Source organism: Rhizobium bangladeshense (assembly GCF_017357245.1).
Taxonomy (GTDB): domain Bacteria; phylum Pseudomonadota; class Alphaproteobacteria; order Rhizobiales; family Rhizobiaceae; genus Rhizobium; species Rhizobium bangladeshense.
Map to the genome: position 1 here is coordinate 2632251 of NZ_CP071612.1, position 15393 is coordinate 2647643.

Consider the following 15393-nt stretch of genomic DNA (forward strand, 5'->3'; position numbering starts at 1 on the left):
GATCCGAGCCGCGGCTCAACGAGCTCTTGAACGGCGACGCGGCCGAAGCCCTTGTCCTGCGTCAGGTCTTCATGCCGGTCAGCTCAGGAAACGGGTAGTAGCGCAGCCGCTTGTCCTTGCAACGATAGTCATTCGCCTTGCGCCGAGGATTTGGCCTTCCGTAAAGGAGACGCCGAGATAGGCCCAGTCGCCCCAGCTGCGCTTGGGCACCACCCGCACACAATAAGCATAGATCTTCTTCTCGGGCTCGAGCAGCACCACGCTTGAAATCCGCGCCCAGACGACTTCGCCCGCTTCGTGTCTATAACTTCTCTTGAATACGATATCGATGAAGTTCTGCCTGATGTCACTGGAGGGAGGACGCTGGGAATCTGCAACGGATTGCGAAACGGGGGCGTTGCAGCCCGCCAGCATCAGCAGGGCTGCGCAAGCAAGGACTTTTATTTTCATTCAGATGAATCTCCAAAGAATCGAGCGCGACAACGCTGCGAATTCTACAAACACAACGGGAACAATATTTGCAATACATGAAAGTAGACATTGTCGACGCCGCGCATGTGGCCGCGTCAATCCATCTATACCGGACGATCTGAAGAGGAATTTGCACCCCCTTCCCCATCATCATTGATCGAGACGCCAGCTTCCAGCGCCGCAAGGATAAAAGCCTGCCGCACCGTTTCAGCCGGCATGCGTCCGGCAAGCCAGGCACGGCAGAAGTCGATCGCCCTCTGCTGATGGACGCCGCCATTCACCGGCCAGTCGGTGACGAGTGCGTAAAGCGCATCCTGCGGTGAGCGGAGAACCAGCCGTTCGCCGGTATCAAGATCGATAGAGATCGGTTTTTTCCAGAAGGCGGAATGGTCGCTAATGGCAGTCGCACCTGACGCTGAGATGACATAGGACTAACTGCTGAAGGCCGATGCCGGTTCCAGTGCGGACCGAAGGAAGGCCCTGTGGCTCCGCGGAGGCGTCGAATGGCAAGACGGGCGCTCCGGCCGCCGCCATAAGAATTGTTGAGCCAATCCGAATGATTCATTCGTTTCCCTTTTGTACTCTTTGCCTCTTCCCTTTCGCGCTGACTCTCTCCATATTCGCGCCATGGCCAGATCTCCGAAAAAATCTTCGCCCTCGAATGGTTTCGAGGAAGCCCCGCAATCGTCCTTCGAAGGCGCCCCGCTCTCCGGCTCCGTCGCCGATTGGGTGAGGCAGCTTGAGGCCGATGCCGAAGCATCCGGCGTCGAGAGCCAGCGTGAGATTGCCTCCAAGGCTGGCAAGCACCGGAAGAAGGTGGAGAACGCGGCGCGCAAGCATTCGGAGGCCGTCAGCGTCAACAAGAAGGCGACCGTCGGCAAGACGGCCCGCGGCGTCTCGATCGGCGGTTCCTCCGACCCGAAGACGCGGGCCGCCGCCGGTCTCAACCCGGTGGCCGGCCTCGACATCTCGTTGGAGGATGCCGGCAGTTTGGCGCCTGGCGGCGTCACCGCCACGGTGGAGGCGCTGTCGAAGCTGATCGAAAGCGGCAACCCGCTGCACAAGAACGGCAAGATCTGGACGCCGCACCGCCCTGCCCGCCCGGACAAATCCGAAGGCGGCATCACCATCCGCATGGCTTCGGAATACAAGCCGGCCGGCGACCAGCCGACGGCGATCCGCGACCTCGTCGAGGGCCTGCAGAGCGGCGAGCGCAGCCAAGTGCTGCTCGGCGTCACTGGCTCGGGCAAGACCTTCACCATGGCCAAGGTGATCGAGGAGACGCAGCGCCCGGCTGTCATCCTGGCGCCGAACAAAACGCTGGCCGCCCAGCTCTATTCCGAATTCAAGAACTTCTTCCCCGACAATGCGGTGGAATATTTCGTTTCCTATTACGATTACTACCAGCCGGAAGCCTATGTGCCGCGCTCCGACACCTATATCGAGAAGGAAAGCTCGATCAACGAGCAGATCGACCGCATGCGCCACTCGGCAACGCGCTCGCTGCTCGAACGCGACGATTGCATCATCGTCGCCTCGGTCTCCTGCATCTACGGTATCGGCTCGGTCGAGACCTATACGGCGATGACCTTCCAGATGTCGGTTGGCGACCGGCTGGACCAGCGCCAGCTGCTGGCCGATCTCGTCGCCCAGCAATATAAACGCCGCGACATGGATTTCACCCGCGGCTCCTTCCGCGTGCGCGGCGATACGATCGAAATCTTCCCTGCCCACCTCGAGGATGCCGCCTGGCGCATCTCGATGTTCGGCGACGAGATCGACGCCATCACCGAATTCGACCCGCTGACCGGCCAGAAGACCGGCGACCTGAAATCGGTGAAGATCTACGCCAATTCGCACTATGTCACCCCGCGCCCGACGCTGAACGGCGCCATCAAGGCGATCAAGGAGGAGCTGCGGCTGCGCCTCGCCGAGCTTGAGAAGGCCGGCCGCCTGCTGGAGGCCCAGCGCCTGGAGCAGCGCACCCGCTACGATATCGAGATGCTGGAAGCCACAGGCTCCTGCCAGGGCATCGAGAACTATTCGCGCTATCTCACCGGCCGCGATCCCGGCGATCCGCCGCCGACGCTGTTCGAATATATCCCCGACAACGCCATCGTCTTCATCGACGAGAGCCATGTCACCGTGCCGCAGATCGGCGGCATGTATCGCGGCGACTTCCGCCGCAAGGCGACGCTGGCCGAATACGGTTTCCGGCTGCCCTCCTGCATGGACAACCGGCCGCTGCGCTTCGAGGAATGGGACGCCATGCGCCCCGACACGATCGCCGTTTCGGCCACACCAGGCAGCTGGGAGATGGAACAATCAGGCGGCGTCTTCGCCGAACAGGTCATCCGCCCGACGGGCCTGATCGACCCGCCGGTCGAAGTCCGTTCGGCCCGCACCCAGGTCGACGACGTGCTCGGCGAGATCCGGGAGACCGCGGCCAAGGGCTACCGCACGCTGTGCACCGTGCTGACCAAGCGCATGGCCGAGGACCTGACCGAATATCTGCATGAGCAGGGCGTGCGCGTGCGCTACATGCACTCGGATATCGACACGCTGGAGCGCATCGAGATCATCCGCGACCTGCGCCTCGGCGCCTTCGACGTGCTGGTCGGCATCAACCTGCTGCGCGAGGGCCTCGACATTCCCGAATGCGGCTTCGTCGCCATCCTCGACGCCGACAAGGAAGGCTTCCTGCGCTCCGAGACGTCGCTGATCCAGACGATCGGCCGCGCCGCGCGAAACGTCGACGGCAAGGTCATCCTCTATGCCGATCAGATCACCGGCTCCATGCAGCGCGCCATGGACGAGACCGCGCGCCGCCGCGAAAAGCAGATGGCCTATAACCTCGAAAACGGGATCACGCCGGAATCCGTCAAGGCCAAGATCTCCGACATCCTCGACAGCGTCTACGAGCGCGACCACGTCCGCGCCGACATCTCGGGCGTCTCCGGCAAAGGCTTCGCCGACGGCGGCAACCTCGTCGGCAACAACCTCCAGGCCCATCTCAACGCACTCGAAAAGAGCATGCGCGAGGCCGCCGCCGACCTCGACTTCGAAAAAGCCGCCCGTCTGCGCGACGAAATCAAACGCCTCAAGGCTGCCGAGTTGGCCGTTATGGACGACCCGATGGCGCGGGAGGAAGCCAAGTCGATGGAAGCAAAAGGCCGCGGCAAATCAATCTCCCCCCTTGTGGGGGAGATGTCCGGCAGGACAGAGGGGGGCGTCACACCCTCCACCTCCCTCTTCCAAAAACCCGCCCTCGACGAAATGGGCCGCCACGTCGCCACCCCCGCCCGAGAAGGCAAGAGCCTCTTCCGCCGCAACACGCTCGACGAAATGACCGTCGGCCGCACGGAAAAACCGGTGATCGGCCACGTGCCGGAGAAGCCGGACGCCGCCAAGGGCACGAAGCGGTTCTCACCGCTGCTCGAAGGCCAGCCGGAACGCGACGACGGCGTCAGGCCGGTGGTTCGCGGCCGGGTTGGCGCCGGGAGCTATGAGGAGCCGGGCGAGCAGAAGCGCAAGGGGCGGACAAAGGGGAAGACCGGGCGGCCGGGGCGTTGAGGCTTAGATCGCTCCCCCTTGACCGTAGCTCTCTATGCGCTGTCCATAAATCTCGTTCATCTGCTTCAGGAAAATTGTCTGCCCCCCGTAACTGGGGTGACGCACACAAAGATTTCGAGGTGCCAAACGCTGCGTCCAGACGGCAGCGTCATTGCCGATAGCAATGAGATTTCTCACCGGGAACGAAGTGCAGAGTTCCTCCAGAAAACTAAATCCCAGTTCCGCTTCAGAGCGAGTGTGCTGGCGATTTGACATCGGCTTGCCACTTTCGTGAGGATGTAGAGGAAATACATTCCACGTCAGGATCGGTATGTTCACGGCGGTGAGCACTCGATACACGCTCGCCGCCGTTCTCTCTTTCACCGGAGGACCATGCGTGGATCGCTCGAGCGAAAAAACTTTAAGGTGGAAAGCATAGAGTTCCAAACTATGTTCGTCGGTGAGAGCAAGACCTGTCCTTCTACCGCCCCTATAGCCCAAATCCCGACCCACCCAGACATCAATCTCACCGGCAGCGCCCAACGCGCACAGGATGCGCAGCAAATTCTGTCGTCTGATTAAAGGTGCTGATCGTCGATCAAATATCTCACATGTATCTGCATAAGGATTGAAGCAGTTCTCCAGCTTTACAGCTGCGATCCGCTCTACGAAGGTCTCAACCTGGCCCATTTGATTTGTTCCCAACCAAATAGTTCGCCTATGGATCCACGCTCGTTCCGCGACAGCTGCCAAGACAGGATTTCCGCTCCAAGCTCTTCTGATATCTGTGAACGGTGGCCGTGCCCCTTTAGGCACCAAATGCAATAACTCACCTGGCAACTCAATCGCGTCCGTACGTGAATACATTGCTGGTAATTACTCGGTCGGTCCTACCATACCCGACAGCGCGGGGCGAGCGACCTCAGCCAACCGATCCTGATGGACAACCGCCCTCTCCCACTTTCCTCCTCACCTATACACAATCCTCGCCTCTCCCTTCACCAGCGCAAAATAAATCCGCTCCACCCGACAGGCCGCACTCCTGGCACTCGCCTCGTACCCCGCCGCCGGCCAGCCGCGGCGCGGGCTGCCGTCGGCGGCGAGCAGCCAGTACCAGCGCTCGTCGGAGCCGGTGAGATTGATCTTGAAGATCCGCCCCATGCAGGTTTCGCCGTCGAAGCCGATGAAATCGTCGCCCGGTTTTTCCTTCCAGGCGTGGCGCCATTTGCCTCTTGGCCTCTCGCCGCTGACAATCACCTCCCAGTCCTTCCAGCCGTTATAGTTCGATCGCGCCGTCAGCGACCCGTCATAGGTCTTCGGGTCGAACTCCATACAGGCTTCCAGGAAAACGGCGACGGCCTCGCACACGGTTCTCCACGCCTGGTCGTCGCGCCAGGTCAGCCTGTAGGCGAGTTCATCGGAGACGTTCCGCAGCGCCCGGGCGATGGCGGAAGCTACTGCTTCCATCTTCGCCGGCAGGCCGTTCGCATTGATGTTGAGATAGGTGCAGAGGAATGCTGCTACCTCGTTGGCGATCGCATCGATGACATCAGGCTTTCGGCGTTTGCCGATCTCATAGCCGCCGAAGTCCCGGATCCGGCGCTGCGTCTGTCTGCGAAGGGCATTGTTGAGGAACGACCTTAACAGCGTTCCGACATCGTCTTGCATGCGTTGTCCTCTCCTCGTGAGGATGTGTTTGCCGCATGGTTTCCTGAAGGGCTCCCGCCCGAGCCGGTGAAAATGAGAGCAATTCCGGAGGCAAGACCGCCACCCCTTGCCTGGCTTGCCCTAGAGCAGCGCCGGCTCCGGATCGTCCTCGACTTCCTCGAGGATCTCGGGCCCGTCATTCCTGGGCGAGCCGACGCCCCGTCCGATCGTCCATATCGTCATCAGCTCGGCCGGGAAAGGCCTCATCAGATCGTTCGGATCCGGCTCCGGCGACAGCCAGCGTTCATAATCCTCGCGATGCAGGATGACGGGCATGCGGTCATGGATCTCAGCCATCATCTCGTTCGGCTCGCAGGTGACGAAGGCGAAGTTGCGCATCGAGATGCCGTTCTCATCTTTCCAGCTTTCCCAGATGCCGGCGAGCGCGAAGGCAGAGCCGTCCTTCATCGCGATCGCATAGGGCTGCTTGTTCTTGCCCGTGCCATGAATGTCCTTCCACTCGAAGAAGCCGTTAATCGGCACCAGGCACCGGCGCGAGCGGTATGCCGCGCGAAACACGCCACTGGAAGCGATGCTCTCGCAGCGGACATTGACCGGCGGCGGGCGGCCCCCGGGCTTGGCCCAGGAGGGCAGCAGGTCCCAGCGTGCCGACACGAAGATGGGCCCTACCATGTCCGGCTCGCGCACGACGTCCCTGATGATGATGGGGTAATCCAACGACGGCGCGCCATTCCATCGGGGAAAGCGATTTCCCAGCTCGTCAATATCCCCGCCCCTGACCGCAAATGGGAAATTGCTGATCAGTTCTTCAAGCGAGGTCTTGACGTATATGCGTCCGCACATGGAAACCTCTCTGCCGGTGAAACATTAGATGTTCTGATTATGTTCCGGAGAAGGAGGGTGTCAACATAGCCTCAGTTGCGCCCCCGCGGGAATGCCCGCCGCTGATGTCTGGGACACGGCCATGGATTTCCTCGCCGCCAGAAGAAGCTCGCACGCGCCTGCCGCCCTTGCCAGTCCGTGCTCACCGCGTTTCCCGCTTTCGCCGAGACCTTCAAACCTCCAAGACGCTGCTGCCGGCGCTGGAGTTGGGAGCGTTGCGGGTGATGGATTGCAGCTGGCGGACACTACCTTGTCCTCCGTCACTTCTGTCCTTGTCACAGGAATCCAGCCGGCGCGTGCGTCCGCGCGGCGAATGACTGAATGCCATACGGCCATGGGAGGAGCATGCCAAAACTTGGACAGCCCGGATCTCTGCAAGACGTTTGGGCGAGGCCGCTGACGACACAGGATGTGGAGGGAACCTGCCCGTCATTGATCCGCAACTTCCATGCCCTAATTTCAGGTGCGGCCGGCTTCGGGTGACATGGCTTTCATTCGATCCGGTTCATGGATCCTCACCCTTTCGGCCTGCCTGGGGCCGCTGCCGGCACCGACCTCTGCGGACATCACCACTCGGGGACATCGGCCCATGTTCAAGACCCTTCTGTCCAGAATCGGCCTGCGCTCCGCGGCTGAGTCCGCGAACGCCGCGATGGCCGGCTCGTCGTCGTCACGGAATGAGGCCGCGACGCCCATCCGCGATGGAAAGGCGTCCAGACCCGCTGAAGGAAGGCAATCTCCAATGCTGGAACTGCGTACAGACCCCTTCCCCGCCACCAGCGAACTGAACGCCCTCTTTTCCGCCGCCTGGGGCAGCTGGCACAGCCGGGATTTCGCGGCCATCCTCTCCCGCAGCCTCGCCCATATCGGCGCTTATTGCGACGACAGGCTCGTCGGCTTTGTCAATGTCGCCTGGGATGGCGGCATCCATGCCTTCCTCGTCGATACATCGGTCCATCCGGACATGCAGAGACAAGGCATCGCGACACGCATGGTCCGCCTAGCAACGGAGCTCGCCCGAGAGCGCGGCGCCGAATGGCTGCATGTCAATTTCGAACCGCACCTCACCGGCTTCTACAGCGGCTGCGGCTTCAGGCCCACCGAAGCAGGACTCATCGAGCTCGCGTAAAGCGGAACCGCGCTGCAAGCATCCGAACAGCGGCGCACAACCGGGACAGCAGAGAGCCGGGTTCAAGGCCGAGTTTCCACAGCCATTACGCGAATCTACTATAATTTAAAAGACTAAAATACGGCGAAGAGTTCTCTAATTCGAGCTATAACACAATGTTAAAGCTTAGTTTTTCGTTCAAAACGCCTTAAAATACACAATTCTCCATTGAAAATCCAGTTGCGGATTGACATAGATCCCCAAAGGGTTGTCGTCCGTTGAACAAGCAAGAACAGTTCTTCTGAAGATTTCTCGTTTTACAGAGTACAACGCATCTTTTGGAAAGTTGATATGGCCCTGAATATTCTGGACACGAACGGTGCATCGATCACCAAGAGCGGCGCTCAGTTCGAAACGTACGACGTCATCCGCTATTCCGCTGAAAACCCTCTCGATTCAGTCACTCTCGTCGTCTCAGGTAGCGGCACGGCAAATCTGGCGGATGAACTCGGCTCGGTCTCCGCAAACGTGACGGGATTGAACGGCGACAATGCGATCACAACCGGGGCCGGCAACGACACTATATCGGGTGGCGGCGGCACAGACACGCTGAGCGGCGGTGCCGGCGAGGACACGATCTTCGGCGACACCGGTAATGATACGATTAATGGCGGCGACGGCAACGACACGCTGGACGGCGGCACCGGCAACGACACAATCAACGGCGGCGCTGGCAACGACACGATAGCCGATTACTACTATTCCACCACCATACCGGCAACGACGATCGACGCGGGGGAAGGTGAGGACAAGATAATTCTGGGGTCGAACGACGGAACGCTGACCGGCACAATCAATGGCGGCGAAGGGATCGATACGCTTTCCCCCTGGACCCACCTTGCCAATCTTACGATTCAGAACGTTGAAATCCTCGAAGCGGGAGGAGCGCTTGCCGGATCAGCAGCGCAATTCGAAAGCTTCGACAAGATCGTCGTCCGCGAGAATCCGGCCTACGACGATTTTATCATCGACTTGACCTTGACGGATGGCGCTCATGCCGACCTCTCCGATGAACTGGCAGTCCGCCGGGTCCACATCAGCGGCACGGCCTCCGGCATTGACGTAGCCACCGGAGGCGGTAATGACCGGTTCGATGGCACCGATGGTAACGACATCTTCGACGGCGGCGCCGGCGACGACACGTTCCGCGGCAATGCCGGAAATGATCAGTTGATCGGCGGCGAAGGTAACGACCAAATCTACGGCGGCGTCGGGAACGACGTCATCGAGGGCGGAGCGGGCGACGACACGATCCTCGACGGCGATTATTTTTACCCGGACACCGAAGTCTTCGCTATAGATGCGGGCGACGGCAACGACATCGTGACTCTGGACAATGGTTACGCTGCTCAGGATGACACCGGAACAATCGACGGCGGCGCCGGCGACGACATCTTGCAAGCCTACAATCTGACCGGTCTGACGATCCAGAATTTCGAGACCCTTGAAACGCAGGGGGGCGACATTTCCGGTTCGGCTGCCCAGTTCGAAAGCTTCGACAGGATTATCACCTATGACGATCCGGCCTACCACATCTCCTTGACTTTGACGGACGGTGCTCATGCCGATCTCTCCGACGAGCTGGCGACCCGTGAGGTCTACGTCACGGGAACCGTATCTGGTATCGACGTTGCGACCGGCAGCGGCGACGACCAACTGACTGGGACCGACGGCGACGACATTTTTGACGGCAACGCCGGCAACGATACGCTCTACGGCCATGCTGGCAACGACGAGTTGACTGGTGGCGAAGGCAACGACAAAATCTATGACGATATCGGCAACGACGTCATCACGGGCGGCGCAGGCGATGATACGATCGTTGATGGCAATGACTTTTACGCCGACACGGAAGTCTTCAAGATCGACGCGGGCGACGGCAATGATACCGTAACATTGGCCAATGCCAACGACTTCGAGAATTCAGGAATAGTCGACGGTGGCGCCGGCACGGACACGCTGCAGGCCTATAACCTTACTGGCATAATGATCCAACACTTCGAAATCCTTGAAACGCGTCTAGCCAACGTGGTTGGTACCGCAGCGCAATTCGAGAGCTTTGACAGGATCGTCGTCGACAACGAACCAGACCACGAAGACTATAGCGTTAATTTGGTATTGGCGGACAGTGCGCATGCTGATCTTTTCGACGAGCTGGGAAGCCGCTCTGCCTACATCGTTGGCAACGGGTCCAGCATCGACGTCAAGACCGGCAGCGGTAACGACGACCTTCAAGGCGCCGCTGGCAACGACATCTTTGACAGTGGCGCTGGTAACGACTGGATCTATACCGCTGCCGGCAACGACATCATCAAAAGCGGCGCAGGCGACGATACTATAACCGATGGCGACTTGCGCACCCACGTTGAACTCTTCGATATTGAAGCGGGCAGCGGCAACGATACGGTCAACATCACCGGAGCCAACTTTACCTCCTCAGGAACGATCGACGGCGGCGCCGACATCGATACGCTGCAAGCCGGCATTCTTGTCGGGCTTACGGTCAAGAATTTCGAAATCTTGGCTACGCTGGGAGCCTATGCTGTAGGTTCCGCCGCTCAGTTCGAAGGTTTCGAGCAGATCGTCGTTTCCAATGGACCAGCCTCTGAGGGCGAGGTCATCTCCTTGAGATTGGCTGACTCCGCCCATGCGGATCTATCAGACGAACTGGCAAACCGCTCGGCCTCCATCAGCGGCACCGTTTTCGGCATCGACGTCAGGACCGGTGGCGGCAATGACGTCTTTACAGGCACTGGCGGCAACGACATTTTCGACGGCAGCGCCGGAGATGACACTGCCGTCTTCTCCGGCAATTTCGCCAACTATTCCTTCGCGCTGGACAATGGCGATCACATCCTGACGAGCGAGCAGGAGGGCATGGATACGCTGCGTAACATCGAACTCGCGCGTTTTGCCGATGGCATCTATGATTTCGCCACTGAGACCTTCAAACCCAACAACTCTGAACCGACCAATATCCAGCTGTCGAAAACCGCCCTGTCCGAGGACACGCCGATCTGGACCACGGTCGGTCTGCTCAGCGCCAAGGATGCTGACGGCGATCCCCTCACATACACGCTGCTCGACGGCGCGGGCGATCACTTCCGGATAAAAGGCAACCGCGTCGTCACCTCGAAGGCGCTGGACTACGAGACGGCCAAGTCGCACACGATCAAGGTGGCCGTCTCCGATGGGAAAGTGACCGTCGAAAAGGACATCACGATCAGCGTCCTCGACGTGAACGAGGCACCGGTCAACCAGGCGCCGATCAAGCTCTCCTTCTCGCGCAGCTCGATCTCCGAGAATGTCGCGATCGGCACCTCGGTCGGCCTTCTCTCCGCCGTCGATCCGGAAGGCGGCGCGGTGAAGTGGCGGCTGACCGATGATGCCGACGGCATCTTCAAGCTCGTCGGCAACAAGATCCAGATGAAGGCCGCGATCGACTACGAAAGCACCCACAGTCTGACCTTCACGGCCGAAGCCTATGACGCGGCCGGAAACACTACCAGCCACGATTTCACGCTGGCTGTGAAGGACGTCTTCGAGCTGTCGTCTTCCAGCCTGCTGCACGACGCTTTGATCTAATCGCGGCAGGATCGTTGCCGGGCGCCGAGATGCGTCATGATCGACTTTCAGCGCCGGTGGGGCTTGCGGTCCCGCAAGCCCCACCGGCGGTAATTTCCAGGCGATTGCTGAAAGGACCGGCGGGGATGGCTAGGCCGCCGGCGACGTCGGCCACCGCAGAAAATCCCGCTCCACCTCGATGCTTGTTTCGACTATCATTCTCTGCTCATCGGAGGAGAGCCTGCATGCGTCTACCCATCATCATCCTCGGCCTTGCTATCTCGGCGTTCGCGGCCCTGCCCGCCTTGGCGGAGACCTACAAGACGCCGAAGGCGCTGCTCAAGGCGCTTTACAGCTACGACACCGACAGGAGCGATGCCGAAGCGCCCTCGCCCTATTCGATCTTCTTTTCAGACCATCTGAACAAGCTTCTCCAGGCCGATCTCGACAACACGCCCGAGGGCGATGTCGGCGCGGTCGATTTCGATCCCGTTATTGCGGGCCAGGACGGGGAGGCAAGCAATGTTAGGATCGGACAGCCGATCCTGTTGGACGACAAGGCCGAGGTGGAAGTACAGTTCGACAACGGCAAGGAGGTGACGCTCTTCTACAGCTTGGTGCGCGAGCATGGCGGCTGGAAGGTCGACGACATCGCCGATCAGCAGGGCGATAATCCCTGGAGCCTGAGTGCACTGCTCGGGGATGCGCAGTAAAACGGCAGGCGCCAGAAGAGAGCCCTCATCGTGAGGAGACCCAAGGGGGCGTCTCGAACCACAAGGGTGGGCGCACAACTCCTTACCTGCAATCCGCACAGCCCCTCTGCAGAATCAAAGGCAATGGCACCGGTGGCCGCCCCCGTCCTTCGAGGCTTCGCCCTAAGGCTACGCATCTCGCGATGAGGGCGGAGCAATAACGGCGCCCGGAACACCGGAGGCAGGCTCTGCGATCCTCTTCACCATGAGGGCTGATTGATATGGCCTGCGCTCCGACCGCAGCTCCGCAAAATCCATGCGCGGCCACCTGAAGCGCGCCTCATCCCGTTTCGACACGGAATCCCGCTATGGCACATCGGCGCAACGATCTGCTAAGTTTTCGTCAAGTATCTGAATCTTCGGCATTTCCTGTCACGACAATGGCCATGCCACAATAATGTCGCTTGCCTTTTGACCGAAATGATGGCACCAATCCACCTACTCGGGCATTTGCATGCCGGTGACTGGACTGATGTGGTATCTCTTCCTTCACGGAAGGGGCGCGGGAATACCCGCCTGCGTAGACGTTCTTTCCCCGTACGTGACTTCTCCGACTGACCCTTCGTCCCAACGATTCGGGGCGAAAGCTAAAGCCGTCCGCTTCCTCTCGGGGGCGCGGATACTACACAGACTAAGGGAAAAGGACGCTCCCAATGGCCACCAAAGGCACCGTAAAATTCTTCAACCAGGACAAGGGTTTTGGTTTCATCACGCCGGACGGCGGCGCAAAGGACGTTTTCGTCCACATTTCTGCGCTGCAGGCTTCTGGCATCCAGTCGCTGCGCGAAGGCCAGCAGGTTACCTTCGACACCGAGCCGGACCGCATGGGCAAGGGCCCGAAGGCTGTCAACATCTCGGCTTCGTAAGCTAGATTATCGCTTCGGCGGCAGGAACGGCGCTCCGAAAGGGGCGCCGTTTTTGTTGCGGCGCTTGTATTTGTCGATCGCACGGCCAGGTGTTATATGCGCCCCTAATGATGATCTCGTCCGACGGGCGATGCAGCGCCGGCATTGAGGCGCAACGGCTACAAGGAACAATGGACCGTCGATGACTGCTAAGAGGCCGATATTCGCGGTGGCACCGATGATCGACTGGACGGATCGGCATTGCCGCTATTTCCACCGCCAGATCAGCCGCCAGGCGCTGCTTTATACCGAGATGGTGGTGGCTGACGCGATCATCCACGGACCGCGGGAACGCCTGCTCGGCCATGACGCCGCCGAGCATCCGCTTGCGCTGCAGCTCGGCGGTTCTGACCCGGCCAAACTCGGCGAGGCGGTGAAGCTCGCCGAACCCTATGGCTATGACGAAATCAACCTCAATGTCGGCTGCCCCTCCGACCGTGTGCAATCGGGTACCTTCGGCGCATGCCTGATGCTGACGCCGGAGACGGTGGCCGAATGCGTCGCGGCAATGAAGGCGGTCGCGACCGTGCCCGTGACGGTGAAATGCCGGATCGGCGTCGACCAGCAGGAGCCGGAAGAGGCCCTGCCAGCACTTATTGGTCGCGTGCTCGATGCCGGCGCCGACGCGATCTGGATCCATGCGCGCAAGGCCTGGCTGAAGGGCTTGAGCCCGAAAGAGAACCGCGAGATCCCGCCGCTCGACTACGAGATCGTCTACCGGATGAAACAGCGCTGGCCCGATGTGTTCATCGGCATCAACGGCGGCGTCCGCACGCTCGACGAGGCCGAAACTCATCTCGCCCATGTTGATGGTGTCATGCTCGGCCGGGCCGCCTATCAGAATGCCGCGATACTTTCCGACGTCGACCGCCGCTTCTTCGGCGCGCCGGTGGCCGAACCCGACTGGCAGACTCTGTGCGACCGGATGATGGCCTATGCCGAGAGCCATATCGCCGCCGGCGGCCGGCTGCAGCACGTGGCCCGCCACATGGTCGGCCTCTTCACCGGCCTGCCCGGTTCACGGCGCTATCGCCAGATCCTCTCCACCGACGCGGCAAAAAGCGGCGCCGGACCGGAAGTGCTGGCGGCCGCCTTTGCGGCGGTGGATTTTTCCGGAATGGAGCCGCACGCGGTCAGCGCCTGACGTAAGGGACGTGGGCTCTGCTTTCGCAAAGCATGTAAGCCATGCCGGCGCCGTAGAGCGCGTCTTCTGGGATGGCCAGTCGCGGTCACGCGCTCATTCGGTAAGTCGCGGCCGCCCGCAACTCTCCATGGCAATGATCATCATGACCGCGGCATCGGCAGCAATACCTTCTTCTCGATCCGGCCGGCCACTGAGAACACCATAATCTCCGTCTCTTTGCCGATCCTGCTGCCATCCATCAACCTGACGATATCGTCAACGCCGCCGACTGGGTTGGCGTCGATGGCGAGGATGTAATCGCCCTCCTGCAGCCCGCCCTTCGCCGCCGGGCCTTCCGGTTCGACACGCCGGATGCGAACGGAAGTCGTCTGAACCGTACCCGCCGCAAGCGCTACCCTGCGCGGCAGCACGATCGTATCGCCTGATATACCTATGAAGGCGCGCCTGACCTGGCCGTAACGAAGAATCTCCGACACCACGAAATTGGCCGTGTTCGATGCAACGGCAAAGGCGATGCTCTGTGCGCCTTGGATGACAGCCGTGTTGACGCCGATGACCTCGCCGCTGGAAGATACCAGCGGCCCGCCCGAATTGCCGGGATTGAGTGCGGCATCGGTCTGGATGACATCCTCCATCAGCCGGCCGCTCGCCGCCCGCATCGACCGGCCGAGCGCCGAGATGATGCCGGCAGTGACGGTCCATTCAAAGCCCAGCGGGTTTCCGATCGCGATCGCGATATGGCCCCTGCGCAGACGCTGGGAATCTCCGAGCCTCGCCCAGGCCCCGGTGCTGGCATTGGCGCGAATAAGAGCGATATCGGTATCGACATCCCGCCCGAGCACCCGGCCTTCGGTGATGAATCCGTCCGGCGTCGTGATGCGAACGACCTTGGCGTCGTCGACGACATGGCTGTTGGTAATGATCAGGCCGTCGGGCGAGACGGCAAAGCCGGACCCGTGCCCCTGCCTGCTTCCGACCCGCTCGATCCGGCTGACTGCCGGGCCGACCGTGTCGACTGCTGCTGCGATCGATTGCGAATAGCCATCGATCAGCGCCCCGTCGTTCTGGGGCGTTATGTCCTTGTCCATGTAACCCATGATCTGATCCTCGGGCGGCGGATGGTCATCCAGCCGCTGGCGAAGCGATCGCGGTTGCGATCGTCGCTAGTGGAGTTGTTGTCAAGGATTAGATGGTTGGCTGTTGATCAACGTTCAAGTGAGCGCCAGCGCGCTGTATCCGGCACAACATGATGGAAGCGAACCACACCTAGCCGAACGTATAGATTGA

The 15393-nt window shown here is 60.5% G+C and carries 11 protein-coding genes and 1 pseudogene; 6 read left to right on the forward strand and 6 right to left on the reverse strand.

All coding sequences use genetic code 11. The features are described 5' to 3' along the window. Window positions 1-61 precede the first annotated feature (61 nt). Window positions 62-450: pseudogene (locus J2J98_RS12865) on the reverse strand (hypothetical protein). 125 nt (window positions 451-575) lie between these two features. Then, window positions 576-893, reverse strand: coding sequence for a DUF982 domain-containing protein (locus J2J98_RS12870; RefSeq protein WP_311044293.1), 318 nt, complete (start codon window positions 891-893; stop codon window positions 576-578). Between the two features lie 205 nt (window positions 894-1098). Here J2J98_RS12870 and uvrB point away from each other — a divergent pair, with 205 nt between their 5' ends. Beyond that, window positions 1099-4044: an excinuclease ABC subunit UvrB gene (gene uvrB, locus J2J98_RS12875; protein WP_207601238.1), complete on the forward strand. Its 2946-nt coding sequence runs from the start codon at window positions 1099-1101 to the stop codon at window positions 4042-4044. Window positions 4045-4047: 3 nt separating this feature from the next. Here uvrB and J2J98_RS12880 read toward each other — a convergent pair whose 3' ends face one another. From J2J98_RS12880 to J2J98_RS12890, 3 genes are all read right to left on the reverse strand, one after another. Then, window positions 4048-4713, reverse strand: coding sequence for a uracil-DNA glycosylase (locus tag J2J98_RS12880; protein WP_207601239.1), 666 nt, complete (start codon window positions 4711-4713; stop codon window positions 4048-4050). A gap of 279 nt (window positions 4714-4992) precedes the next feature. Further along, entirely contained in the window at window positions 4993-5691 is a 699-nt protein-coding gene (locus J2J98_RS12885) for a hypothetical protein (protein WP_207601240.1), read from the reverse strand. Between the two features lie 120 nt (window positions 5692-5811). Beyond that, window positions 5812-6534 carry an SOS response-associated peptidase gene (locus tag J2J98_RS12890; RefSeq protein WP_207601241.1) on the reverse strand — a complete coding sequence of 241 codons (723 nt, stop codon included), beginning with the start codon at window positions 6532-6534 and terminating at the stop codon, window positions 5812-5814. Between the two features lie 781 nt (window positions 6535-7315). On the opposite strand from J2J98_RS12890, the gene J2J98_RS12895 reads away from it, so the two are divergent. From J2J98_RS12895 to dusA, 5 genes are all read left to right on the forward strand, one after another. Further along, window positions 7316-7702, forward strand: a complete 387-nt coding sequence (locus tag J2J98_RS12895) for a GNAT family N-acetyltransferase (RefSeq protein WP_207601242.1) — start codon at window positions 7316-7318, stop codon at window positions 7700-7702. Between the two features lie 330 nt (window positions 7703-8032). Next, on the forward strand, window positions 8033-11326 hold the full coding sequence (locus tag J2J98_RS12900; RefSeq protein ID WP_207601243.1) for a metal-binding protein: 3294 nt from the start codon (window positions 8033-8035) through the stop codon (window positions 11324-11326). Between the two features lie 224 nt (window positions 11327-11550). Then, entirely contained in the window at window positions 11551-12018 is a 468-nt protein-coding gene (locus tag J2J98_RS12905) for a DUF3828 domain-containing protein (protein WP_207601244.1), read from the forward strand. Between the two features lie 692 nt (window positions 12019-12710). Then, window positions 12711-12923: a cold-shock protein gene (locus J2J98_RS12910; RefSeq protein WP_003540801.1), complete on the forward strand. Its 213-nt coding sequence runs from the start codon at window positions 12711-12713 to the stop codon at window positions 12921-12923. Window positions 12924-13104: 181 nt separating this feature from the next. Further along, on the forward strand, window positions 13105-14106 hold the full coding sequence (dusA, locus tag J2J98_RS12915; protein ID WP_207601245.1) for a tRNA dihydrouridine(20/20a) synthase DusA: 1002 nt from the start codon (window positions 13105-13107) through the stop codon (window positions 14104-14106). A gap of 140 nt (window positions 14107-14246) precedes the next feature. Here dusA and J2J98_RS12920 read toward each other — a convergent pair whose 3' ends face one another. Further along, window positions 14247-15203, reverse strand: coding sequence for a S1C family serine protease (locus J2J98_RS12920; RefSeq protein WP_207601246.1), 957 nt, complete (start codon window positions 15201-15203; stop codon window positions 14247-14249). Window positions 15204-15393: the final 190 nt, after the last annotated feature.